The organism is Actinomadura sp. GTD37 (assembly GCF_041951365.1).
GTDB lineage: Bacteria > Actinomycetota > Actinomycetes > Streptosporangiales > Streptosporangiaceae > Spirillospora.
On sequence record NZ_JBGNUS010000007.1, the window covers coordinates 326,340 to 348,349 of the forward strand.

21 protein-coding genes are annotated in these 22,010 nt (G+C 73.2%); 11 read left to right on the forward strand and 10 right to left on the reverse strand.

Annotated features, from left to right (window positions below; genetic code table 11):
* Positions 1-26: 26 nt before the first annotated feature.
* Positions 27-1,385, reverse strand: a complete 1,359-nt coding sequence (locus ACA511_RS31905; protein ID WP_375028380.1) for a dihydrolipoyl dehydrogenase family protein — start codon at positions 1,383-1,385, stop codon at positions 27-29.
* Positions 1,378-2,346 (reverse strand): ribonuclease Z, encoded by a 969-nt coding sequence (locus ACA511_RS31910; RefSeq protein WP_375028381.1) that lies wholly within the window; start codon positions 2,344-2,346, stop codon positions 1,378-1,380. The genes ACA511_RS31905 and ACA511_RS31910 overlap by 8 nt, the downstream gene beginning before the upstream one ends.
* Positions 2,347-2,426: 80 nt before the next feature.
* Here ACA511_RS31910 and ACA511_RS31915 point away from each other — a divergent pair, with 80 nt between their 5' ends.
* Complete coding sequence (locus ACA511_RS31915) at positions 2,427-2,903, forward strand: pyridoxamine 5'-phosphate oxidase family protein (protein WP_375028382.1); 477 nt, start codon at positions 2,427-2,429, stop codon at positions 2,901-2,903.
* 18 nt (positions 2,904-2,921) lie between these two features.
* On the opposite strand, the gene ACA511_RS31920 is transcribed toward ACA511_RS31915, so the two are convergent.
* Genes ACA511_RS31920 through mca form a run of 3 tightly spaced genes read right to left on the reverse strand, consistent with a single transcriptional unit; the run spans position 2,922 to position 4,868 of the window.
* Positions 2,922-3,713, reverse strand: coding sequence for a hypothetical protein (locus tag ACA511_RS31920; RefSeq protein WP_375028383.1), 792 nt, complete (start codon positions 3,711-3,713; stop codon positions 2,922-2,924).
* A 58-nt stretch (positions 3,714-3,771) separates the two neighbouring features.
* Positions 3,772-4,005 carry a hypothetical protein gene (locus ACA511_RS31925; protein ID WP_375028384.1) on the reverse strand — a complete coding sequence of 78 codons (234 nt, stop codon included), beginning with the start codon at positions 4,003-4,005 and terminating at the stop codon, positions 3,772-3,774.
* Positions 4,005-4,868: a mycothiol conjugate amidase Mca gene (mca, locus tag ACA511_RS31930; protein ID WP_375028422.1), complete on the reverse strand. Its 864-nt coding sequence runs from the start codon at positions 4,866-4,868 to the stop codon at positions 4,005-4,007. Before mca ends, ACA511_RS31925 begins: the two co-directional genes overlap by 1 nt.
* A 177-nt stretch (positions 4,869-5,045) precedes the next feature.
* Here mca and ACA511_RS31935 point away from each other — a divergent pair, with 177 nt between their 5' ends.
* Entirely contained in the window at positions 5,046-5,429 is a 384-nt protein-coding gene (locus ACA511_RS31935) for a DUF4307 domain-containing protein (RefSeq protein WP_375028385.1), read from the forward strand.
* A gap of 188 nt (positions 5,430-5,617) precedes the next feature.
* A complete protein-coding gene (gene greA, locus ACA511_RS31940) occupies positions 5,618-6,118 on the forward strand; it encodes a transcription elongation factor GreA (protein ID WP_375028386.1) in 501 nt (166 codons plus the stop codon).
* 62 nt (positions 6,119-6,180) lie between these two features.
* Here greA and ACA511_RS31945 read toward each other — a convergent pair whose 3' ends face one another.
* Positions 6,181-6,648 carry an Lrp/AsnC family transcriptional regulator gene (locus ACA511_RS31945; protein WP_375028387.1) on the reverse strand — a complete coding sequence of 156 codons (468 nt, stop codon included), beginning with the start codon at positions 6,646-6,648 and terminating at the stop codon, positions 6,181-6,183.
* 127 nt (positions 6,649-6,775) lie between these two features.
* Here ACA511_RS31945 and hppD point away from each other — a divergent pair, with 127 nt between their 5' ends.
* The 5 genes from hppD to ACA511_RS31970 all read left to right on the forward strand — a co-directional run bounded on the left by hppD (position 6,776) and on the right by ACA511_RS31970 (position 13,012).
* A complete protein-coding gene (gene hppD / locus ACA511_RS31950) occupies positions 6,776-7,867 on the forward strand; it encodes a 4-hydroxyphenylpyruvate dioxygenase (RefSeq protein ID WP_375028388.1) in 1,092 nt (363 codons plus the stop codon).
* A 106-nt stretch (positions 7,868-7,973) separates the two neighbouring features.
* Complete coding sequence (locus ACA511_RS31955) at positions 7,974-8,879, forward strand: RDD family protein (RefSeq protein WP_375028389.1); 906 nt, start codon at positions 7,974-7,976, stop codon at positions 8,877-8,879.
* A 96-nt stretch (positions 8,880-8,975) separates the two neighbouring features.
* Positions 8,976-9,776 (forward strand): RDD family protein, encoded by an 801-nt coding sequence (locus ACA511_RS31960; RefSeq protein ID WP_375028390.1) that lies wholly within the window; start codon positions 8,976-8,978, stop codon positions 9,774-9,776.
* A 116-nt stretch (positions 9,777-9,892) separates the two neighbouring features.
* Positions 9,893-11,446 carry a M1 family metallopeptidase gene (locus ACA511_RS31965; RefSeq protein ID WP_375028423.1) on the forward strand — a complete coding sequence of 518 codons (1,554 nt, stop codon included), beginning with the start codon at positions 9,893-9,895 and terminating at the stop codon, positions 11,444-11,446.
* Positions 11,447-11,587: 141 nt separating this feature from the next.
* Positions 11,588-13,012 (forward strand): M1 family metallopeptidase, encoded by a 1,425-nt coding sequence (locus ACA511_RS31970; protein WP_375028391.1) that lies wholly within the window; start codon positions 11,588-11,590, stop codon positions 13,010-13,012.
* Positions 13,013-13,028: 16 nt separating this feature from the next.
* On the opposite strand, the gene ilvA is transcribed toward ACA511_RS31970, so the two are convergent.
* From ilvA to ACA511_RS31985, 3 genes are read right to left on the reverse strand one after another with little or no spacing between them, the layout of a single operon-like run.
* Positions 13,029-14,252, reverse strand: a complete 1,224-nt coding sequence (gene ilvA / locus ACA511_RS31975) for a threonine ammonia-lyase (RefSeq protein WP_375028392.1) — start codon at positions 14,250-14,252, stop codon at positions 13,029-13,031.
* A gap of 4 nt (positions 14,253-14,256) precedes the next feature.
* On the reverse strand, positions 14,257-15,207 hold the full coding sequence (locus tag ACA511_RS31980; protein WP_375028393.1) for an ROK family protein: 951 nt from the start codon (positions 15,205-15,207) through the stop codon (positions 14,257-14,259).
* On the reverse strand, positions 15,204-16,409 hold the full coding sequence (locus tag ACA511_RS31985) for an FIST N-terminal domain-containing protein (protein WP_375028394.1): 1,206 nt from the start codon (positions 16,407-16,409) through the stop codon (positions 15,204-15,206). The genes ACA511_RS31980 and ACA511_RS31985 overlap by 4 nt, the downstream gene beginning before the upstream one ends.
* A gap of 218 nt (positions 16,410-16,627) precedes the next feature.
* Between ACA511_RS31985 and ACA511_RS31990 the strand changes: the two genes are divergently transcribed.
* The 3 genes from ACA511_RS31990 (at position 16,628) to ACA511_RS32000 (ending at position 20,747) form a co-directional block, all read left to right on the forward strand.
* Positions 16,628-18,037 carry a sigma 54-interacting transcriptional regulator gene (locus tag ACA511_RS31990; RefSeq protein ID WP_375028395.1) on the forward strand — a complete coding sequence of 470 codons (1,410 nt, stop codon included), beginning with the start codon at positions 16,628-16,630 and terminating at the stop codon, positions 18,035-18,037.
* Between the two features lie 37 nt (positions 18,038-18,074).
* Positions 18,075-20,144, forward strand: coding sequence for a VWA domain-containing protein (locus ACA511_RS31995; protein ID WP_375028396.1), 2,070 nt, complete (start codon positions 18,075-18,077; stop codon positions 20,142-20,144).
* 66 nt (positions 20,145-20,210) lie between these two features.
* Positions 20,211-20,747 (forward strand): hypothetical protein, encoded by a 537-nt coding sequence (locus ACA511_RS32000; protein ID WP_375028397.1) that lies wholly within the window; start codon positions 20,211-20,213, stop codon positions 20,745-20,747.
* Positions 20,748-20,817: 70 nt separating this feature from the next.
* On the opposite strand, the gene ACA511_RS32005 is transcribed toward ACA511_RS32000, so the two are convergent.
* Positions 20,818-21,951, reverse strand: coding sequence for an alpha/beta hydrolase (locus ACA511_RS32005; protein WP_375028398.1), 1,134 nt, complete (start codon positions 21,949-21,951; stop codon positions 20,818-20,820).
* Between the last annotated feature and the right edge of the window lie 59 nt (positions 21,952-22,010).

Below are 22,010 nucleotides of genomic sequence, written 5' to 3' on the forward strand. Positions count from 1 at the left end.
GCCCGATCGGGCCGCGGCCTCACCCCTCAGGCGTCGAGGTCGGCGAGGGCGGCCTCGATGGCGCGGTGGAAGGTGGGATAGGCGTAGATCATGTCGCGGAGGACGGCGGTGGGCGTCTCGGTGTGCACGGCGACGGCGAGGAAGCCGAGGACCTCGCCGCCGGACGGGCCGACCGCGGTGGCTCCGGCCAGGGTGCCCCACTCGGCGTTCTCGACGAGCTTGATGAAGCCGTCGTTGCCGGCCTTGTGGATCCAGCCGCGCGCCGACTCGGGGATCTTCGCCATCCCGGTGCGGACGGACAGGTTCTGCTCCCGGGCCTGCGCCTCGGTCAGGCCGACCGAGGCGATCTCGGGGTCGGTGAAGGTGACGCGGGGGACGGCGCGGTAGGCGGCGGGCGATCCCTCCTCGCCGAGGATGTCGCGGACGGCGATGGCCGCCTGGTACATCGAGACGTGCGTGAACGCGCCCATGCCGGTGATGTCGCCGATGGCCCACACGCCGTCGGCGGCGCGCATGTGGCCGTCCACCTGGATCTGGCGGGCCTTCTCGTCCAGGCCGACGTGCTCCAGGCCGAGGCCCCTCAGATTGGGGCGGCGGCCGGTCGCGACGAGGAGGCGCTCGGCGGAGACGGCCTCGTCCCCCAGGCGCATGGTGAACTCGACGCCGTCGTGGCTGACGGCGGTGACGTCCACACCCGTGCGGACGCCGATGCCCTCGCGCTCGAAGACGTCCTGGATGAGGGCGCTCGTCTCCGGTTCCTCGTTGACGAGGAGGCGGTCGGCCGCCTCCACGATGGTGACGCGGGTGCCGAACCGGGGGAAGACCTGCGCCATCTCGGCGCCGACGACACCGCCGCCGAGGACGAGGAGCGACTCCGGGGCCTCGGCGGCCTGCACTGCCTCCCGGTTCGTCCAGAACGGCGTGTCGGCGAGGCCGTCGACGGGCGGGGCCGCGGGCGACGTGCCGGTGTTGAGGAGGATGCCCCGGCGGGCGCGGAAGACCTGGCCGTTCACCGTGACCTCGTCCGGCGCGGTGATGCGGCCCTCCCCGCGCACGAGCCTCGCGCCCTTGCCGGTGAGGCGGTCGGCGGCGACCTTGTCGTCCCACGAGTCGGTCGCCTCGTCCCGGATGCGGGCCGCGACCGGCGTCCAGTCGGGGCGGACGGTCGCCCCGCCCGCCATCCCGGGGACGCGGCGGGCCTCTTCGAGCAGCCCGGCCGCGCGCACCATCATCTTGGTGGGGACGCAGGCGTAGTACGGGCACTCGCCCCCGACCAGCCGGGACTCCACGGCGACGACGGACAGGCCCGCCTCCGCCAGCCGCCCCGCCGCGTCCTCTCCCCCGGGCCCGGTACCGATCACCACGACATCGACTTCGTCAGTCATGACGTCCTTCTTGCCCACGTTCCGGCCTGGTCAGACGGCGCGCCGGCATCGGGATCCGATCGAGGTCGTGAACGGCGGTGACGTCTCCGGCGAACACGGCGGACGCCTCGTCCGCGAAGCGGTGCCCGTCTTCGGCGGGGTACCGCTCGGAGAAGTGGGTGAGGACCAGGAGCCGGACGCCCGCCTCCGCCGCCACCGCGCCCGCCTGCGCCGCCGTCAGGTGCCCGTACTCATCGGCCAGGCCCGCGTCCTCGTGCAGGAACGTCGACTCGATGACGAGCATGTCCACGCCGTCGGCCAGTTCGCGGACGCCGTCGCAGAGCCGGGTGTCCATGACGAACGCGACCTTCTGCCCCGGCCTGGGCACGCTGCACTCGTCGAGGGTGACGGTGCGGCCGTCCGGCGCGGTGACCCGGCCCTCCTCCTGGAGCCGCCGGATCAGCGGCCCCCGGACGCCCCGCGCGGCGAGTTCGGCGGGCAGCATGGTGCGGCCGTCCGGCTCCTCCAGCCGGTAGCCGTACGCCTCGACCGGGTGCGACAGCCGCCGCGCGACCAGCGTGAACGGCGCGTCGCCGGTGTCGAGCGGCATCCGCTCGCCGGAGACCGGACGCTCACGGATCACGTCGGTGTCCCGGAAGGCGGTCGCGTGCCGCAGCCGCTCCCAGTAGGGCGCGCCGCTCGCCGGGAACGCGGCGTCCACCGGGTGCTCGACGCCGTCGCGGGCGATCCGCTGGACGATGCCGGGCACGCCGAGGCAGTGGTCGCCGTGGAAGTGCGTCACGCAGATCCACGTCACGTCGTTCGCGGACACCCCGGCGCGCGCCATCTGCCGCTGCGTCCCCTCGCCGGGGTCGAACAGGACGCCGTGGCCGTCCCAGCGCAGCAGGTAGCCGTTGTGGTTGCGGGTCTTGGTGGGGACCGCGCTGGCGGAGCCGAGGACGATCAGATCGCGAGCCGACATCCCCCCATGGTGCCGGGTCGGAGGGCATGCAAGCGCTTGGTTATTCTGTGCGCGATACAGACGAGCCGGGGAGGCACCCGTTGGCCGGGAGCAAGCGCGACAAGATCAAGATGACGCCGGAGGAGGTGGCGTCCTACCTCGCGGAGAATTTCAAGGTCCAGGTCGCCACCGTCGGCAAGGACGGCGAGCCGCACCTCGTGACGATGTTCTACACGCTGCTCGACGGCAAGATCGCCTTCACCACCTACAAGGCGTCCCAGAAGGTGCTGAACCTGCGCCGCGACCCCACCATGACCTGCCTGGTCGAGGACGGCGTCGAGTACAACGAGCTGCGCGGCGTCGCCCTCTACGGCCGCGGCCTCGTCATCGAGGACCCCGGACCGCGCACCAAGGTCGGCATGGTCGTCGGCTCCCGGATGGCGGGCCTGCCCGTCCCCGAGATCGGCGAACCGGTCGACCCGGTCATCGCCGAGGGCATCGAGCAGGCCCTGGCCAAGCGCGTCCTCATCGTCATGGAGCCCGACCGCCTGGTCAGCTGGGACCACGGCAAGGCGTGACCACAGCCCCCCGCGGATTCACGGGGGGCCGCCCCCAGGCGGCAGCAGGGCCCGGAGCAGCGCGGCGGTCTCGGCGGCGTGGTCGGCGCGCTGGTGCGCGGCGTCCGCGATGTGGGCGAACATGGCCGCCTGCTCGTCGGGCGTGCCGTGCCTGCGCAGGATCTCCAGCGCCTGGCCGAAGAAGTTGGTGGCCGCGACGGGACGGCGCGCGCGCAGGTACGCCTCGCCCAGGGCCGTCAGGGCGCGGGCGCGGTTGCGGTCGTCGGGGTCGGGGAGGGCGGCGAACTCGTCGGGGAGCGGGCCGAGCAGCGCGATGGCGCGCTCCAGGGCGTCCGTCCTGATGAGGGCTCGGGCCAGGTCGAGGCGGGACACGAGGACCGCGTGCGGGTCGCCGCCGGACTCGGCCCGGTCGAGGCGCTCCCGCATCACGTCGGCGGCCTCCGCCCAGCGTTCGCGGTCCAGGAGACCACGCGCCGGGGACTCGTCCCCTTCGGACGCGGTGGCGAGCGAGTGGTCGAGGAGGCGGCGGAGGGCGGCGATGCGGCCGGCCTCGCTCTCGTCGTGCCCGGCCCGCTCGCGCGCGAGGACGCGGACCGGGCCGGGGAGCCGGAACCGGCCGCCGGACGCGCCGGCGAGCCCGGCCGCGGCCAGCGCCTCCAGCAGCTCGCGGGCCTCGGCCTCCGGCACGCCGGCGAGGGCCGCGGCCGCCGCGGGCCCGATGTCGTCGCCGGGCGGCAGGCTCAGCAGCCTGAGCAGCCGGGCCGCCGCCGGGGCGAGCTCCCGGTAGGCGTCCTCGAAGTTCGCGCGCACGTCGAGGGTCCTCCCCGGCCGCGCCCCGATCGAACCGGCCGGCCCCGCCGCCGGCCCGTCAGGCGTCCTCGGCCGGCTTGGCCGCCGCCGCGGCGCCCCTGGCCTCCTGGGCGCGTTCCCACTCCCGCTGCTTCAGGTCCTGCTCGCTGGGCGCCTGGATCTTCTTCATCTGCTTGCCCATCGAGCGGATGAGGAAGACCGTCGCGACGGCGAGGGCGACGAAGACCGCGAAGCCGAGGAGGCCGGGGCTGACCGTGGTGTCGTTGAGCGGCATGGCGATGAGGGGCGGCATTACAGACACACCTTCTCCCGGATACCGGCGAACAAGTCGTTCTCCGGCACCTCGGTGTCGACGAGGGACCTGGCCAAATGGTAGTCCTCGGTCGGCCATGCCTCGCGCTGGACGTCCAGCGGGACGACGAACCAGAACCCGTTGGGGTCGATCTGGGTGGCGTGGGCGATGAGGGCGCGGTCGCGGGTCTCGAAGTGGTCGCCGCACGGGACGCGCGTGGTCACCTCCCACTTCGCGCGCGGGCCGCTCTCCTCGTCGAAGCGCTTCATCCAGTCGCCGTAGGGCGACTCCAGGCCCGCGTTCTCCATCGCCGTGTGGAGGGCGAGGATGCGGTCCTTGGTGAAGGTCATGTGGTAGTAGAGCTTGAGCGGCTGCCAGGGCTCGCCCGCGTCCGGGTAGCGCTCCGGGTCGCCCGCGGCCTCGAACGCCTCCACCGACACCTCGTGGCACTTCACGTGGTCGGGGTGGGGGTAGCCGCCCTTCTCGTCGTAGGTGAGCATCACGTGCGGGCGGAAGTCGCGGACGGCGCGCACCAGCGGCTCGGACGCGGTCTCCAGCGGCTCCAGCGCGAAGCAGCCCTCCGGCAGCGGCGGCAGCGGGTCCCCTTCGGGGAAGCCCGAGTCGACGAAGCCGAGCCAGCGCTGCCGGACGCCGAGGATCTCGCGGGCCCGCGCCATCTCCGCCTCGCGGACCTTGCCGATGTCGGCCTTGATCTCCGGCCGGTCCATCGCGGGGTTCAGGATGTCGCCGCGCTCCCCGCCCGTGCAGGTGACGACGAGGACCTCCACGCCGTCGGCGACGTACTTCGCCATCGTGGCCGCGCCCTTGCTGGACTCGTCGTCGGGATGGGCGTGCACCGCCATGAGCCGCAGCGGCCCGGCGCCGCCGCCGCACGGCAGGTCGAGCGTCGTACCGTCGATGACCTCGGACACGGATCTTCCTCTCGGGACTCTCGTGGCGCCCCCCGGTTCGAGGCACGCGCCGGCACAGACGAGAATTGTCCCTGACAACGTCCGCACACCGCACGGAGATTCCCCGCCATGACGACCAGTGTGTCGAAGACAGCGGCGCCCGCCGAGCCCCGGCGCGGACGGCTCGGGATGGTGGTCGCCGGGCTCCTCGCGGCGCTGATGGCGACCGGCATCGGGATTCTCGCCGCGCACGCGGGGCAGACTCCGGGCATCGTCCCGCAGACCGTCTCCTACGACATCACCGACGGCTCGGTGGTGATCAACTACACGGTGGCCAAGAGCACCGGCGACGAGGTCCGCTGCACGGTCGACGCCTACGACACCGATTTCGCCGTCCTGGCGAAGAAGGAGGTCTCCGCGCCCGCCGGGAAGTCCGGCGTGAAGGGGACCGAGACGCTGACGACGCCGCGGCGGGCCACCGGGGCCCGGATCCACGACTGCCGCAAGGTGTGAGCCGTCCGGGCGGACGGTACGGACGGTGAACGCCGAACCGCGATTGGCGGATTGCGGACCCCGTGTTCAGGGAACCTTTACCCGCAACCACCGGATAGGCTAGAGGTTTCACCCGCCGCACTTCATGTCGATGTGACACCCACCCGCGTGGGCGGGTGAGGATCGCAACATGTGGATGAGGAGTACCCGTGACCGAGACCCGCGCTGACAACGTCACCTGGCTCACCCAGGAGGCGTACGACCGGCTCAAGGCTGAGCTGGACCATTTGTCGGGCCCGGGCCGCATCGAGATCGCTCAGAAGATCGAGGCGGCGCGGGAGGAGGGCGACCTGCGCGAGAACGGCGGCTACCACGCGGCCAAGGAGGAGCAGGGCAAGATCGAGGGCCGCATCCTGCAACTCCAGGCCATTCTGGAGAACGCGCGCGTCGGCGAGGCGCCGCGGACGGAGGGCGTCGTCGGGCCGGGCATGACCGTCACGGTCTCCTTCGAGGGGGACGACGAGGAGGTCACCTTCCTGCTCGCGTCCCGCGAGGAGGTCGGCGCCCCCATCGACGTGTACTCGCCCAAGTCGCCCCTCGGCGCCGCGATCGACGGCAAGAAGGTCGGCGAGAAGGCCACGTACAACCTCCCCAACGGCCGCTCCATGACGGTGGAGATCATCGACGCCACCCCCTACGGGGCCGCGTAGCCGCTCGGCGAGACGAACGCGGAAGCCGCCGGACGGGAGGTCCCGTCCGGCGGTTTTTCGCGTCACCGGGCGGCGGCGCGCACCAGCGGGAGGGTCCGGTAGGGGATCTGGGTGGCGAGGGAGATCACCGAGGAGGCGCGCTCCACGCCCGCCACGTCCACGATCACGTCGATGACGCGCTGCAGGTCGGTGTTGCTGCGCGCGACGATCCGGCACAGCATGTCGCCGGGGCCGGTGATGGTGTGCGCCTCGATCACCTCGGGGACCTGCGCGAGCCGCGCGGCGATCGGGTCGTGCCCGCCGGCCTGCCGCAGTTGCAGGGTGACGAACGCGGTCACGCCGTAGCCGAGGGCCGCCGCGTCGATCTCCGGGCCGTGGCCCGCGATGACGCCGTCGCGGGCGAGCCGGTCGAGCCGCGCCTGGACGGTGCCGCGCGCGACGCCGAGCCGCCGGGACGCCTCCAGAACGCCGACGCGCGGTTCGGCGGTGAACACCTCGATGAGCCGGGCGTCCAGTTCGTCGATCGCCACGGGGCCTCCCGGGATCGTGGTCAGGATGTACAGAGATACCGGTCGGCACCAGAGTGCACTGTACAGATTGCCCAGTGATTCGAGCCACTCTTGCGCACCTTGTAGCCGTATGCCGACATTAGGTGGCATGGATGAGTTTCCGGTCAAGGGGATGGACGCCGTCGTCTTCGCCGTCGGCAACGCCAAGCAGGCCGCCCACTACTACTCGACCGCGTTCGGGATGCGCAGGGTCGCCTACCGGGGCCCGGAGAACGGCAGCCCCGACGAGGCGGTGCACGTGCTGGAGTCCGGTAGCGCCCGGTTCGTGTTCCGCGGCCCGGTGAAGGCGGGCACGGAGATCGGCCGGCACATCGCCGAGCACGGCGACGGGGTCGTCGACCTCGCGATCGAGGTCCCGGACGTGGAGCACGCCTACCGGCACGCGCTCGCGAAGGGCGCCACGGGACTGGAGGAGCCGCACGTCCTGGAGGACGAGCACGGCAAGGCGACGGTCGCGGCGATCGCCGCCTACGGCGAGACGCGGCACTCGCTCGTCGACCGCTCCAACTACACGGGCCCCTACCTGCCGGGGTTCGCGCCCGCCGACCCGGTCGCGGAGCCGCCGGAGAAGAGGTTCTTCCAGGCCATCGACCACTGCGTCGGCAACGTCGAGCGCATGGACGAATGGGCCGAGTTCTACCACCGGGTCATGGGCTTCACCGACATGGCGGAGTTCATCGGCGACGACATCGCGACCGAGTACTCGGCGCTGATGTCCAAGGTCGTCGCGGACGGCTCCCGCAAGGTGAAGTTCCCGCTGAACGAGCCCGCGGAGAGCAGGCGCAAGTCGCAGATCGACGAGTACCTGGAGTTCTACGGCGGGCCGGGCGTGCAGCACATCGCGCTCGCCACGAACGACATCCTGGCGTCGGTCGACCGGATGCGCGCCGCGGGCGTGGAGTTCCTGGACAGCCCCGACTCCTACTACCGGGACGCCGAGCTGCGCGAGCGCATCGGCGAGGTGCGGGTCCCGATCGAGGAGCTGCAGAAGCGCCGGATCCTCGTCGACCGGGACGAGGACGGCTACCTGCTGCAGATCTTCACCAAGCCCGTCCAGGACCGTCCGACGGTGTTCTTCGAGCTGATCGAGCGGCACGGCTCGCTCGGCTTCGGCAAGGGCAACTTCAAGGCCCTGTTCGAGGCGATCGAGCGGGAGCAGGAGCGCCGCGGCAACCTGTGAGCCGCGCCCGACCCGAGGGGGCCCGGCCCCGGACGCGGCCCGCGTCCGGGACCGGGCCCCTTCCCGGTGACCGAATCGTGGCCGGTAGCGGGCACACTGTGGGGGCATGAGCGAACCGCCGCAGAACCCCCCGCCCTCGGACGGCGACTGGCAGGCCCCCGACCCCCGGCCCGCCGCCGGGGAACCTTCCGCCGAGAAGGCCCCGGCCCCGGAAGCGCCCGCCGCCGAGGCCCCCGCCTCACCCGACCGTCCGCCGCCCTACCAGGGCACGTACGGCGCCCAGCCCGGCTCGGCCCCGCCTCCCCCGGCGGCCGGCTACGGCCCGCCCGGCCCCCCGCAGCCCCAGTACGCCCAGCCCGGATACGCCCAGCCGGGCTACGGCCCGCCGCTTCCGCAGGCGCCGCCCCTGCCCGGCTACGGCGCCCCCGGCGGCCCGCAGGACGCGCTGGCCGGACGCCTCGCCCGCCTCGGCGCCGGCATCCTGGACAGCGTCCTCCTCAGCATCGTGGCCGTCCCGGCGGCGCTGGTCTCCATCCGCTGGGACAAGCTGACGGAGTCCGTGGAGTCCGGTGAGCCGATCACCGACCCGCTGGACATGTACAACATCCCGGTGCTGCTGGCCGGGTACCTGGTCGTCTTCATCCTGGGCTTCGGCTACTTCACCGTCGCGCACGCCAAGTGGGGCCAGACGCTCGGCAAGAAGGCGTTCAGCATCCGGGTGGTGAAGGCGGCGGACTGGTCCGCGGTGACGTGGGGGCAGTCGGCCGTCAGGGAGGCGGTCGTCTACGCCATCGCCCTCGTGACGGTCCTGCTCAACTTCCTCGCCGCGGGCGGGGCGCTGCTCGGGATCGTCGGGCTGCTCGACAACGCCTGGATCCTGTGGGACGAGCGGCGCCAGGCGCTGCACGACAAGGCCGCCGGCACGGTGGTGATGAAGGCGACCCCGTGGACGCCGAACCCGTACGCGCGGCCTCCCGGCTCCGAGCACGCGGGCGGCCCCGTCCAGAAGTGACCGGGCACGCGACGTCCGATCGAGCGGGGGCCTGCATTCCGGACGATCCCGGACGCGGCGATGTTTGGACGGCGGTGGCGTGGCCACGCTGTCGGCATGACGCAACCGCCGAGAGACCCCGCGTCCGGGGGAGGGCCGGAGGAGAACCGGCCGCACGGGCAGGAGCCCGGACGGCCGGGACCCTACGAAGGGCAACCGTACGGCGGCCTGCCGCGGTACGGCGACCAGCAGCCCCAAGGAGGGCGACCGCCCTACGGCGACCAGCCCCCCGGGGGCCAGCAGCCTTACGGCGGCCAGCCGCCTTACGGAGAGCAGCAGCCCTACGGCGGCCAGCAGCCTTACGGAGGGCAGCAGCCCTACGGGGGCCAGCCCGGATACGGGGGCGTGCCGGGGCACGGCGGGGCCGGCTACGGCGCTCCGTCCGGGGAGCTGGCGAGCCGGTGGGCGCGCCTGGCCGCCGGGATCCTCGACCTCATCCTCATCGGGATCGTGGCGGGCCTCATCTCGATCCCGTTCATCAACTGGGACCGCGTCGTCGATCCGGAGCCCGGCGCGTCGGTGTACAACGGCGCCCAGGTCGGGACGAACGCCATCAGCGTCGTCGTCGCGTTCCTCTACTTCTGGCTGATGCACGCCAAGTGGGGGCAGACGCTCGGCAAGATGCTGCTGCGGATCCGCGTCGTCCGGGACGTCGACGGCCAGGCGATCACCAACGGGCAGGCGCTGGGACGTTCGGCGTTCTACAGCGTGCTCGGCGGCATCTGCGGCTGCATCGGTTTCATCGACGTCCTGTGGATCCTGTTCGACTCCCGCAAGCAGGCCCTCCACTGCAAGGTGGCGCACACCGTCGTCGTCAAGGCCGGACCCCACCTGCCGAACCCGTACGATTTCCGGTGACGTGAGCAAGTACAGCGGCGTGAGCGAGTACCGCTGACGCGTACGCGTGACAGGGGCCCTCGCGGCCATCCGAGTTGCCCGGCGGGTACCGGTACGGGCAGGCTGGGCGGGTGCATATGGCCGGAAAGTCCCCCAGTCCCCGCCTTCACGGGTCTCGGGCCGTCCGCGGAGCCGCGGGACTGGCCGCCCTCGCCGTCGCGGGATCGCTGGCCGCCGCCTGCCAGTCGCCCCTCGGCGACGACCCGGGCGGGCCCGGCGGATCGTCGAAGGGCGCCGCGACCGGGCCGGCGGGCCCGACCACGGCGGGCGACGACTACGTGCCGGGCGACGGCAACGGCGGCTACGACGTCCAGCACTACGGGCTGAAGCTCACCATCGACCCGAACGGGCAGAACCAGCTCGACGGCACCGCGACGATCACCGCGACCGCGACCGAGCGCCTCGCCCGCTTCAACCTCGACCTGACCGGCCTGGACGTCTCCTCCATCGAGGTGGACGGCGCGCAGGCGCGGCAGCAGCGCGCGGGCAGCGAGCTGGAGGTCACCCCGGCCAAGACCCTGAGCAAGGGCGCGAAGTTCACCACGGTCGTCCAGTACTCGGGGACGCCGAAGCCGGTGTCGGACCCGGTGCTCGGCAAGTACGGCTGGATCCGCACCCCCGACGGGGTGTTCGTGGCCTGCCAGCCGAGCGGCGCGCACACCTGGTTCCCGAGCAACGACCACCCGAGCGACAAGGCCACGTTCGACTTCGAGATCACGGTCCCGCAGGGGCTGACGGCGATCGCCAACGGCGAGCCGGACACGCCGCCTGAGGGGACGGGCGGGACGCCCGGCCTGCCCGGCGGGCCGCCGACCGGGGCCCCGACCACGGAGGGCCCCGGCGTCGTCCCGGTCGCCCGGCGCGGCATGGCGACGACGAAGTGGCGGGTCAAGAACCCGATGGCCACCTACCTCGCGACCGTCGACGTCGGCCGGTTCGGGGTGGCGACGGGCAAGACGCCGAGCGGGATCCCGGTCATCACCGCGGTCGACCCGTCGGTGTCCGGCGTGAGCCTCGACCAGTTCCACAAGCTGAACGCCGACGTCACCGAGGAGTGGTCGAAGCTGTTCGGCCCCTACCCGTTCTCCTCCACCGGCGGGCTGATCGACAACGCCGACGTCGGCTTCGCGCTGGAGGCGCAGACCCGCCCGGTGTACGGGGCGTTCGGCCTCCAGCCGACGATCGTCGCGCACGAGCTGGCGCACCAGTGGTTCGGCGACAGCGTGAGCGTCACCCGCTGGCAGGACATCTGGCTGAACGAGGGCTTCGCCACCTACGCCGAGTGGCTGTGGGACGAGAAGACCGGCGGCCAGACCGTCAAGCAGCACTTCGACGAGACGTACGGGGGCCTCGGCGCGAACGAGCTGTGGAACGTCCCGCCCGGCAACCCGGGACGCAAGCAGATGTTCGGCCGCTCGGTGTACGACCGGGGCGGCATGGCGCTGGTCGCGCTGCGCGGCCGGGTCGGCGAGGCCGTCTTCTACAAGATCCTCCAGACGTGGACGAAGGAGCGCGCGCACTCCAGCGGGACCACCGAGCAGTTCATCGCTGTGGCGAACAGGGTGTCGGGCAAGAAGCTCGACGCATTCTTCGACGACTGGCTGTACCAGAGGGGCCGTCCCGCCAAGTGACCGTGCGGGCGGTGTGACCAGTACCGGAAGAACACCGCCGCCCAGCCATTTCGATACCGAATCGCGCTTGCCCCGGCCCGCTCCGCAGGAAAGTCTTGATCACGGTTGTGACGGCTTACCGAGGTAGCGAGGACGAGGTCGATGAGCAGAACTCCACGAGCCCTGGCCGCCGTGTCGCTGGGCGTCGCCGCGAGCCTCGCGGTGACCGCCGCGCCCGCGGGCGCGGCCGCCGCGCGGTTCACCCCGGGCGCGCCCGGCGCGGGCGACCCCTACTTCCCCGACATGGGGAACGGCGGCTACGACGTCGCCCACTACGACATCGGCCTGAAGTACGACCCCGCCACCAAGGCGATCCAGGCCGTCACCAAGATCAAGGCGACGGCGACGCAGGACCTGTCCCGGTTCGACCTGGACTTCCTCGGGCCGCTGAAGATCTCCTCGCTGCGGGTGGACGGGCGCCGGGCGTCCTTCGAGCGGACCGGCGCGCAGGAGCTCGTCATCACGCCGCGCAAGGGGCTGCGCAAGAACCGGCACTTCACCGTGACGGTCGCGTACTCGGGCGTCCCGCAGACGATCGACGACGCGACGCTGGGCACGTCCGGCTGGATCCCGACGGCGGACGGCGCGGTGATGCTCAATCAGCCGTTCGGCGCCGCCACCGTCTACCCGGTGAACGACCACCCGACCGACAAGGCGACGTACACGTTCACCCTGTCGGCGCCCAAGGGCCTCACCACGCTCGCCAACGGCGACCTGCGCGCGACGCGGACCAAGGGCGGCTGGACGACGACGCGATGGGACGTCCGCAACCCGATGGCCAGCGAGCTCGCCATGCTCGCGATCGGCAAGTACGACGTCCGCACCGGGCGGACGAAGGCGGGCATCCCCAACCTGACCGCCACCGACCAGGCGATGGCCATCAAGCCGGACGACGCGCAGAAGTTCCACGACCAGACCGCCGAGGTCACCGACTTCCAGAACGGGATCTACGGGCGCTACCCGTTCACCTCGACGGGCGGGATCGTGGTCAAGGCGGGCGTCGGCTACGCGCTGGAGACGCAGGGCCGCCCCGTGTACGACCTCGGACGCCGGCCGGGCAGCATCCCGAACGGCGGCCTCCTCGCGCACGAGCTGGGCCACCAGTGGTTCGGGGACGCGGTGTCCCCCGCGAAGTGGGCCGACATCTGGCTGAACGAGGGCTTCGCGACGTACTCCGAATGGCTGTGGGCCGAGCACACGAGCGGCACGCCCGTCCAGAAGAGCTTCGACGACGTGTACGCGACCCCGGCGGGCGACGGCCTGTGGAAGGGCAAGGTCGCCGACCCGGGCCGCGACCACATCTTCGACGGGCTGGTGTACGACCGCGGCGCGATGGCCGTGCACGTCCTGCGCACGGCCATCGGCGACGAGGACTTCTCCCGGCTGCTGAAGGCGTGGCCGGCCGCGCACCGGTACGGCAACGCCTCGACGGCGGACTTCGTCCGCTTCGCCGAGCGCCTCTCCCACGAGAACCTGGACGCCTGGGCCAAGGCGTGGCTGTACTCCGAGGGCAAGCCCGCCCTCTAGCCGGTTCAAGGCCGGGTCAGCTCAGGGTGAGCGTGTAGCCCTTCTCGCGCAGGCGGCCGATCACGTCTTCGGAGTGGTCGGCCCCTCGCGTCTCCAGGTGCATGAGGACCTCCGCCTCCTCGACGTGCAGGCGGGCCGCGACGCGCTCGTGCATCACGTCCAGGACGTTGACGCCCAGCCCGGCGAGTTCGCTCAGCAGGGTCACGAGCGCGCCGGGACGGTCCTTCAGGCGGCAGCGGACGACGAGGTACCGTCCGGTGCCCGCGAGGCCGTGCCGCAGCACCTTCGACAGCAGCAGCGGGTCGATGTTGCCGCCCGACAGCAGCACCACCACGGGCGGCTCCACCGCGTACGCGTGCTCCAGCATCGCCGCGACGCCGGCCGCGCCGGCGGGCTCGACGACCTGCTTGGCGCGTTCGAGGCAGAGCAGCAGCGCCTGCGAGATGGACTCCTCGGTCACGGTCACGACGGCGTCCACGAGTTCGGTGAACATGCCGTAGGTGAGGTCGCCGGGACGGCCGACGGCGATTCCGTCCGCCATGGTCGGCTCTATCTCGATCTGGACGGGCCGTCCGGCCGCGAGCGAGGGCGGGAACGCCGCCGCGCGCTTCGCCTGCGCGCCCAGCAGCTTGATCTCCCCGCCGCCGGCCTCCTTCGCGGCGCCCTTCGCGGCGGCCGCGATGCCGGACAGCAGGCCGCCGCCGCCGACCGGCGCCACGATCGTCCGGACGTCCGGGCACTGCTCCAGGATCTCCAGCCCGATCGTGCCCTGCCCTGCGACGACGTCGGGATGGTCGAACGGGTGGATGAACACGGCGCCGCACGCGTCGGCGTGCTCCTGCGCGGCGATGAGGCAGTCGTCGACGGTCGGGCCGGGGAACACGACCTCGGCGCCGTAGCCCCGCGTCGCGGCGATCTTGGGGAGCGGGGCGCCGACCGGCATGAACACCGTGGCCTTGCAGCCGAGCATGGCGGCGGCGAGCGCGACGCCCTGCGCGTGGTTGCCGGCGCTGGCCGCGACGACGCCGCCGGCGCGCTCTGCCTCGCTCAGCCGGGCGATCCGCACGTACGCACCGCGGATCTTGAAGGAGCCGGTGCGCTGCAGGTTCTCGCATTTCAGCAGGACGGGCCCGCCGATCTGCTCGGACAGCACCCGGGAGGGGAGGAGGGGGGTGGGCACGGCGACCGTGCTGAGCAGGTCTTGCGCAGCCCGGACGTCGTCGACGCTGACGGTGGTCATACGCTCAGTCTGCACCCCAGTAGCGATCTTGGGCGAAGACGAGGGCGGCGGCGCCGACGAGCCCGGCGGCCTGCCCGAGCGCCGCGGGGACGATCCGGGCGCGGCGGGCGAAGTCCATCCGGGCGTGCGCGCGGAACGCCTCCTCCATCGGGTCGAAGAGCAGCGCGCCCGCCTGGGACAGGCCGCCGCCGATCGCGACGACCTCCAGGTCGCACAGGTGCGTCGCGGACGCGATCGCGATGCCGATGGCGCGTCCGGCGCGCCGCATCGCCGACCCGGCGACCGGGTCGCCGCGGCGCGCGTCGGCGGCCAGCTCGACCCCGGTGACGTCGGTGCCGCCGGGCCGCCAGCCCTGCTCGCGCGCCCACGCGACCAGCCCCGGGCCGCGCGCGATGGCCTCCAGGCAGCCGCGCCCGCCGCAGGCGCACGGCGGCCCGCCGGGGTCGACGACGACGTGCCCGATGTGCCCGGCGTTGCCGCTGGCGCCGTCGACGAGGCGGCCGCCGAGGACCAGCCCGCCGCCGACGCCCGTGGACACCACCATGCCGAGGACGTTGTCGTGCCCGCGTCCGGCGCCGAGCCAGTGCTCCCCGACCGCCACGCAGATCGCGTCGTTGTGGATGCGGACGGGCAGCCCCGGATGGCGGGCGCGGAGCCGCTCGCGCAGCGGGAAGCCCCGCCACGCCGGGATGTTCAGCGGGGACACCTCGGCGGCGGGCCACGTCATCGGCCCGCCGCAGCCGACGCCGACGCCCGCGAGCGGCGGGTCGCCGGCGCCGGCGACGAGCTTGGCGAGCAGCGCGTCCAGGGCCCGCCACAGCTCCTCGCCGTCCACGCCCGGCCCGTTCGGGGTGGGCGCGCGCTCGTGGGCGGCGACGCGCCCGCCGGGTTCGACGAGGGCGGCGGCGAGCTTCGTCCCGCCGATGTCCACGGCGAGGACGCTCCGCGCGCTCAAACGGGGTCCCCCGCCCGGCCGAAGGCGAGGATGGACGCGGTGAACCCGTGCACGTGGTTGCGGCCCGAGACCGGGCCGATCTCGCCGGCGGCGAAGAACCCGCCCACCCCGGCCGGGCCGAACGCGCGGTCGAGGACCTTCGCGTCGTGGTCGGAGTCGGGGAACATCGCCTGCCCGCGCCCGTTGCAGGAGAACAGCAGCGCGCCCTCGACGGGCGCCAGGTCGAACCGTTCGAGCAGCGCGGCGAGGTCCTCCTCGGCGGCGCCCGCGTCCCGGACCTGGAACCGGACGGTGCGGCCCACGTCGACGACGTCGCCGATCGCGATGGCGCCGCTGTCGGTGTCGGCGCCCACCACCCCGCGGACGAGGAAGTCGCCGTGCTCGTGCTCGTCGGCGTACTCGTCCATCGCGACGCCGATCAGCAGCCCGCGCCCGGCCAGCTCCTGCTCCTCCTCCGGCAGCCCGACCACGATCTGCTCCAGCTTCTCCAGCGCAGGGACGCCCGCCAGCTCGTACAGGACGTTCTCCTCGGCCTTCGTCACCACCATGTCGGGGCCGATCGGGCGGGCGCCCTGGCTGACGACCGTCGCGGCGGCCACGGACCCGCCGATCACGACGCCGACCGCGCCGTCCCGGTAGATCTCGCCGCCGACGAACAGCCGCGCCTCACCGTGCCCGCCCTCGCCGAGCGCGCTCTCGCCGAGCCCGCCGCCGGGGCCGCCGCCCTCGGCGAGCCCGCCGACGAGCGGCAGACCGGGCAGCGCCTCGTCCGAGCGCTCCACGAACGCGTCCACGGGGAAGCTGTACGGATCGGCCAGCAGCACGCCGACCACGTCGTCGTCCTGCCCCTCCGGCATCCCGACCACGACGAGGCGGTCGTCGGCCTTGAGGGTCTCCAGCCGGAACGCGTCGAGCCGCGCGCCCGGCAGCACCGCCGCCCACGCGCTGACCGCGCCGCGCTCCTCCACCCCGCGCCCGGCGCCGATCACGCCGGACGCGCTGCAGCCGAGCAGCATCGCCGGCCCCGCCGCCCGCTCCGCGGCCGCGGCCGCCGCCTCGATCTCGTCCGCGTCGTCGCCGGTCACGAAGACGCACACCAGGTCCGGCGCCGCGCTGAGCGGGGCGAGCGCCTGCTCGACCGCCGACGCGGCGGCACTGGACAGATCGGGCCCGAGGGCCAGGCCATCACCGAATCGCGCCATCGGCGCCGCCTCCCTCTCCGTGTCGGCCGACTCCGTGTTCGCCGGCTCCCGTTCACACTTCCAGTCTCCCCCGCGGCGCGCATCCCACCCAAACACCGGCTAGCCGGGCATGCAGGGACGAAATTCCGGGCGCGCACGAATCCGCGGCGGGAGGGTGCGATTCCGCGCACCCGCGACGTAGTGTCGGTCGCGTGCGTCCATCCACACCACGCGAATCCATGCCCCATGGATCAACACTGGGCGAGCTGCGCAACAGCGGCCACGTCCAGCTCTCCGTCAAGGCCGAGATCCGCCGCAACCTGCTCGACCGGCTGCGATCCGGCGAGCCCCGCTTCCCCGGCATCCTCGGGTTCGACGACACCGTCCTCCCCCACCTGGAGCGCGCCCTGCTCGCCGGGCACGACCTGGTGCTGCTGGGCGAGCGCGGCCAGGGCAAGACGCGGCTCATCCGCACCCTCGTCGGGCTGCTGGACGAGTGGACCCCGGTCGTGGCCGGCTGCGAGATCAACGACCACCCGTACGCGCCGGTGTGCGTCCGCTGCCGGCGGCTCGCCGCCGAGCTGGGCGACGCGCTGCCGGTCGAGTGGCTGCACCGCGACCGCCGGTACGGCGAGAAGCTCGCCACACCCGACACGAGCGTCGGCGACCTCATCGGCGACGTCGACCCGATCAAGGTGGCCGAGGGCCGCACGCTCGGCGACCCGGAGACCGTGCACTTCGGGCTCGTCCCGCGCACCAACCGGGGCGTCTTCTCCATCAACGAGCTGCCCGACCTCGCCGAGCGCATCCAGGTCTCGCTGCTGAACGTGCTGGAGGAGCGGGACGTCCAGATCCGCGGCTACGCGCTGCGGCTGCCGCTGGACGTGCTGCTCGTCGCGTCCGCCAACCCCGAGGACTACACCAACCGCGGCCGCATCATCACCCCCCTGAAGGACCGCTTCGGCGCCGAGATCCGCACCCACTACCCCCTCGAACTGGACGCCGAGCTCGCGCTGATCCGGCAGGAGTCCGACTTCGCCGACCTCGCGGGGCTGCCCGCCGAGGTGCCCGACCACCTGATCGAGGTGATCGGGCGGTTCACCAGGCTCGTCCGGGAGTCGACGGCGGTGGACGCGCGGTCCGGCGTGTCGGCGCGGTTCGCGCTCGCGGGCGCCGAGACGGTCGCGGCGGGCGCGGTGCGCCGCGCCGCGCTCACCGGCGAGGAGCACGCGGTCGCGCGGGTCTGCGACCTGCCGTCGGTCGTGCCGTCGCTGATGGGCAAGGTCGAGTTCGAGGTCAGCGAGGAGGGCCGCGAGCAGGAGGTGCTGGAGCACCTGCTCCGCCGCGCGATCGCCGAGACCTACCGGCGGACGCTCGGCGCCGCCGACCTGACCGGGCTGCTCGACAAGTTCGACTCCGGCGAGCGGGTCGAGTCGGGCGAGCTGGTCCCGGCGAACGAGCTGCTGCGCCGCATCGGCCAGGTCCCCGGCCTCGCCAAGATCATGGAACGGCTCGGGCTGAGCGGGGAGTCCCCCGGCCAGGCCGCGGCCGCGCTCGAGTTCGCCCTCGAAGGGCTGTTCCTCTCCCGGCGGCTGTCCAAGGACGCCGCCGAGGGCCGCTCCGACGGGACGGCCACCTACCGGACCTGATGCCCGGACCAGAGGTCTCCACGCGAAGGGAGCTTCGATGAGCCGATATCGCTACGGGGCCTACGAGGACGGGCCCGACCCCCTCGCCCCGCCCTACGACGTCCGCGACGCCCTCGACGCGGTCGGCGACGCGGTGCTGGACGGCGCCCGCCCCGACGACGCGCTGCGCGAGCTGCTGCGGCGCGGCCTGCCCGGCGCCCGCGACCGGCGCGGGCTCGACGACATGCTCCGCCAGGTGCGGGAGCGGCGCCGCGCGCTGCGCGACCGGGGCCGCCTCGACGGCACCCTGGAGCAGGCCCGCGCGCTGCTCGACACCGCGATCGGGCAGGAGCGCGCCGAGCTGTTCCCCGACCCGGGCGACGAGGCGCGGCTGCGCGAGGCCGAGCTGGACACGCTGCCGTCCGACACCGCGCAGGCGATCCGCCGCCTGTCGGACTACGACTGGCGCTCCGCCGCGGCGCGCCGCACGTTCGAGCAGCTGAAGGACCTGCTGCGCCGCGAGGTCCTCGACGCGCAGTTCCAGGGCATGAAGCAGGCCCTGGAGAACCAGGACCCGGCCGCCATGGAGCGGGTCAAGGACATGATGGCCGCGCTGAACCAGATGCTGGAGAGCGACGCGCGCGGCGAGCACACCCAGGACGACTTCGACCGGTTCATGGAGCAGTACGGGGACATGTTCCCCGACGATCCCCAGAACCTGGAGGAGCTGGTCGACTCCCTGGCCCGGCGCGCCGCCGCGATGGACCGGCTGCTCGCCTCGCTCAGCCCCGAGCAGCGCGCCGAGCTGGGCGGGCTGATGGAGCAGGCCATGCAGGACGCGGGCCTCGCCATGGAGATGACCCGGCTCGGCGACGCGCTCCGCGCCCGCCGTCCCGACCTCGGCTGGGGGCAGCCCGAGCAGATGACCGGCGACGACCCGCTCGGCGTGGGCGACGCCACCACCGCGCTCGCGGAGCTGGCCGACCTGAGCGAGCTGGAGGCCGCCCTCGGCCAGGACTACCCCGGCGCGCGGCTCGACGACATCGACGAGGACGCCGTCCGGCGGGCGCTCGGCCGGCAGGCCGTCGACGACCTGGACGCGCTGCGCCGCATCGAGAAGGAGCTGGAGCGCCAGGGCTACCTGCGGCGCAACCGGGGCAAGCTGGAGCTGACGCCGAAGGCGGTGCGGCGGCTCGGCGAGACCGCGCTGCGCCGGGTGTTCTCCCGGCTCACGTCCGGCCGGCAGGGCGACCACGACCAGCGGGACGCCGGCCAGGCGGGCGAGCTGACCGGGGCGAGCCGCGAGTGGCGGTTCGGCGACGAGCAGCCCCTCGACGTCGTCCGGACGGTGAGCAACGCGATCCGCCGCAGCGCCATGGAGGGCGGCGCAGGGCTCGTCACCCGCCCGGCGCTCGCGAAGGTGGTGGAGCCGGCCACGGCCGACGTCGCCGAGATCACCGGCGCGGGGCGGCCCATGAGTGTGCGACCCGGCGGCGTGCGGCCCGGCGGCGTGAAGCTGGGCGTGGACGACTTCGAGGTGCACGAGACCGAGCGGCGCACCGGCGCGGCCGTCTGCCTGCTGGTCGACCTGTCGTACTCGATGGTGCTGCGCGGGACGTGGGCGGTCGCCAAGCAGACCACGCTCGCCCTGCACACGCTCGTGACCAGCAAGTTCCCGCAGGACGCGATCCAGATCATCGGGTTCTCCAACTACGCGCGGGTGCTGCACCCCGAGGAGATGGCCGGTCTCGACTGGGACATGGTGCAGGGCACCAACCTGCACCACGCGCTGATGATCGCGGGACGGCACCTGGACCGGCACCCCGACTTCGAGCCGATCGTCCTCGTCGTCACCGACGGGGAGCCGACCGCGCACCTGCGCCCGGACGGCCGCTCGCTGTTCGACTACCCGCCGTCCACCGACACGCTCGTCCTCACCCTCGCCGAGGTCGACAAGATGACCCGGCGCGGCGCCTGCATGAACTTCTTCATGCTCGCCGAGGACCGGCGGCTCGTGTCGTTCGTGGAGGAGGTCGCGCAGCGCAACGGCGGCCGGGTCTTCGCGCCCGACGCCGACCGCCTCGGCGAGTACGTCGTCAGCGACTACCTGCGGGTGCGCCGCGGCTGACGCCGTCGCCGGCGGCCCCGCTCCACCCGCCTCCGCACGGGGCGGGGCGGGGGTTAGGGTCGGCACATGTCGACTTCCGATCGCATCCTGCTGATCCTGCACATCGGCTTCGCGATCTTCACGCTGGGTCCGCTGACCGCCGCGACCATGTCCACGCCCCGCTACATCCGGAAGCGGAACGTGGCCGTGGTCCGCTTCCTCAACCGGACCACCCGCGTCTACGGGCTCGCCGCGCTCGGCATCTTCCTGTTCGGGCTGGGGCTGGCCGACGGCGATTTCGCGCAGGTGTGGCTGACGGTGTCGATGACGCTGTTCATCGTCGCGCTGGTGCTGCTGCTGATCGTCGAGCGCGACCAGCGGAAGGCGGCGCACCTGCTGGAGCTCGCGGCGGCCGAGGAGTCGCGCGCGGCGGCGCCCGCCCGCGCCGACGCGGGTGAGGCTCCGGACGGCGAGGAGAAGCCCGCGGAGCCCCCGGCCGCCGCGACGGCCGCCACCGCGGGCGGCGAGATCGCGCAGGTGGAGCGCGGCCGGCTGGCCGCCATCTCCGGCGTCATCGCGCTGCTGTGGCTGGTGATCCTCGTGCTGATGGTCTGGAACGGCTGAACCCCGTCCCGGACCCGGCTCACCCGCCGTCCGGGCCCGGGCCGGTTCGCCCCGGCCCGGTTCGCCCCGCCTACTCGGCCGAGCCCGGCTTCAGGCGGTTCTTGAGCCAGCTCACGATCGTCGGGTAGGTGTTCTCGTCGGTCAGCAGCTGCGCGGCGTGCAGACGGCCCTCGACGGTCTTGACCGTCGTCTGGACGCCCGCCGCGCGCAGCGCGCCCGCCAGCCCGGTGCTCTGGGCGACCGGGACGAAGTCGCCGGTGGCGTGCATGAACAGCATCGGCGCGTCGCCCGGCGAGACGTGCGTGACGGCGCTGGCGTCGTCCAGCCGCGGCCAGCAGTCCGCGCCGGCGCCGGCCTCCCCGGTCTCCGTGCCGGCCTGGACGCCCGGCTCGCAGTTCATGAGCCCGATGACGGCCTGCCGCAGCTTGCGCTGGCTGGGGGTGGCGCCGGGCTTCGCACCGTCCTGGTAGGCCAGGTACGGGTTGTTGGGCGGCGACAGCGCGACCACGCCGCGGACCTGCCGGGTGCCGGTGCCGAGCGTGCCGAGCTGGGTCGCGAGCTGCCCGCCCGCCGACGAGCCGATCACGGCGACGCGCGACGGGTCGGCGTTCCACACCCGGGCGTACTTCTTGATGAAGGAGAGGGCGGCCATCGAGTCGTCGCGCTGCGCCGGCCAGTGCGCCCGGGGCGCGAGCCGGTAGTTCGCCGACATGACGACGAACCCCTCCTCGGTCAGCCGCCGCGCGAAGTACTTCCAGCCGCCGCCCTTGTCGCCCTGCAGCCAGTAGCCGCCGTGCAGGAGCAGCACGACCGGCCGGGGCGCCGCCCGGGGCCCGGTGGCGCGCCAGTACGCGTCGACCTTCTGCTCGGCGGCCTTCCCGTAGGCGTAGGTGCGGAACTTCGGCAGCTCGGGCGTGACCATGACCGCCTGCGCCTTGACGGTGCCGTCGGGCTCGCCGTCCGGGACGCCCTGCCCGTTCTCGGGGAGGGTCGTCGACGACGTGGACGGCGACTCCGACCCCGGCGCGCCGGTCTCCGGCCCGCCGGAGGGCCCGGTCGTGCCGGGGTCTCCGGTAGGCGTCACCGACGGGACGGTCGCGGACGGCGTCGGCGCCGGGGCGTGCGCCTGCGCGCCTCCCGGGACGGCCACGGCGGAGACACACGTCGCGGCGAACGCCGCCCCACACACCAGTACTTTGCGCACCCGGGGCCCCTCCTTTAAGAACCTGGCGCGCTGAGTATAGATGTTTTGATCAAGTACGG

Excerpts from the sequence above, each read along its gene's own strand:
- ACA511_RS31905 (WP_375028380.1), bottom strand. The coding sequence starts at position 1,385 with ATGACTGACGAAGTCGATGTCGTGGTGATCGGTACCGGGCCCGGGGGA.
- ACA511_RS31910 (WP_375028381.1), bottom strand. The coding sequence starts at position 2,346 with ATGTCGGCTCGCGATCTGATCGTCCTCGGCTCCGCCAGCGCGGTCCCC.
- ACA511_RS31925 (WP_375028384.1), bottom strand. The coding sequence starts at position 4,005 with ATGCCGCCCCTCATCGCCATGCCGCTCAACGACACCACGGTCAGCCCC.
- mca (WP_375028422.1), bottom strand. The coding sequence starts at position 4,868 with ATGGCGGTGCACGCCCATCCCGACGACGAGTCCAGCAAGGGCGCGGCC.
- ACA511_RS31935 (WP_375028385.1), top strand. The coding sequence starts at position 5,046 with ATGACGACCAGTGTGTCGAAGACAGCGGCGCCCGCCGAGCCCCGGCGC.
- hppD (WP_375028388.1), top strand. The coding sequence starts at position 6,776 with ATGGATGAGTTTCCGGTCAAGGGGATGGACGCCGTCGTCTTCGCCGTC.
- ACA511_RS31955 (WP_375028389.1), top strand. The coding sequence starts at position 7,974 with ATGAGCGAACCGCCGCAGAACCCCCCGCCCTCGGACGGCGACTGGCAG.
- ACA511_RS31960 (WP_375028390.1), top strand. The coding sequence starts at position 8,976 with ATGACGCAACCGCCGAGAGACCCCGCGTCCGGGGGAGGGCCGGAGGAG.
- ACA511_RS31965 (WP_375028423.1), top strand. The coding sequence starts at position 9,893 with ATGGCCGGAAAGTCCCCCAGTCCCCGCCTTCACGGGTCTCGGGCCGTC.
- ACA511_RS31970 (WP_375028391.1), top strand. The coding sequence starts at position 11,588 with ATGAGCAGAACTCCACGAGCCCTGGCCGCCGTGTCGCTGGGCGTCGCC.
- ilvA (WP_375028392.1), bottom strand. The coding sequence starts at position 14,252 with ATGACCACCGTCAGCGTCGACGACGTCCGGGCTGCGCAAGACCTGCTC.
- ACA511_RS31985 (WP_375028394.1), bottom strand. The coding sequence starts at position 16,409 with ATGGCGCGATTCGGTGATGGCCTGGCCCTCGGGCCCGATCTGTCCAGT.
- ACA511_RS31990 (WP_375028395.1), top strand. The coding sequence starts at position 16,628 with ATGCCCCATGGATCAACACTGGGCGAGCTGCGCAACAGCGGCCACGTC.
- ACA511_RS31995 (WP_375028396.1), top strand. The coding sequence starts at position 18,075 with ATGAGCCGATATCGCTACGGGGCCTACGAGGACGGGCCCGACCCCCTC.
- ACA511_RS32000 (WP_375028397.1), top strand. The coding sequence starts at position 20,211 with ATGTCGACTTCCGATCGCATCCTGCTGATCCTGCACATCGGCTTCGCG.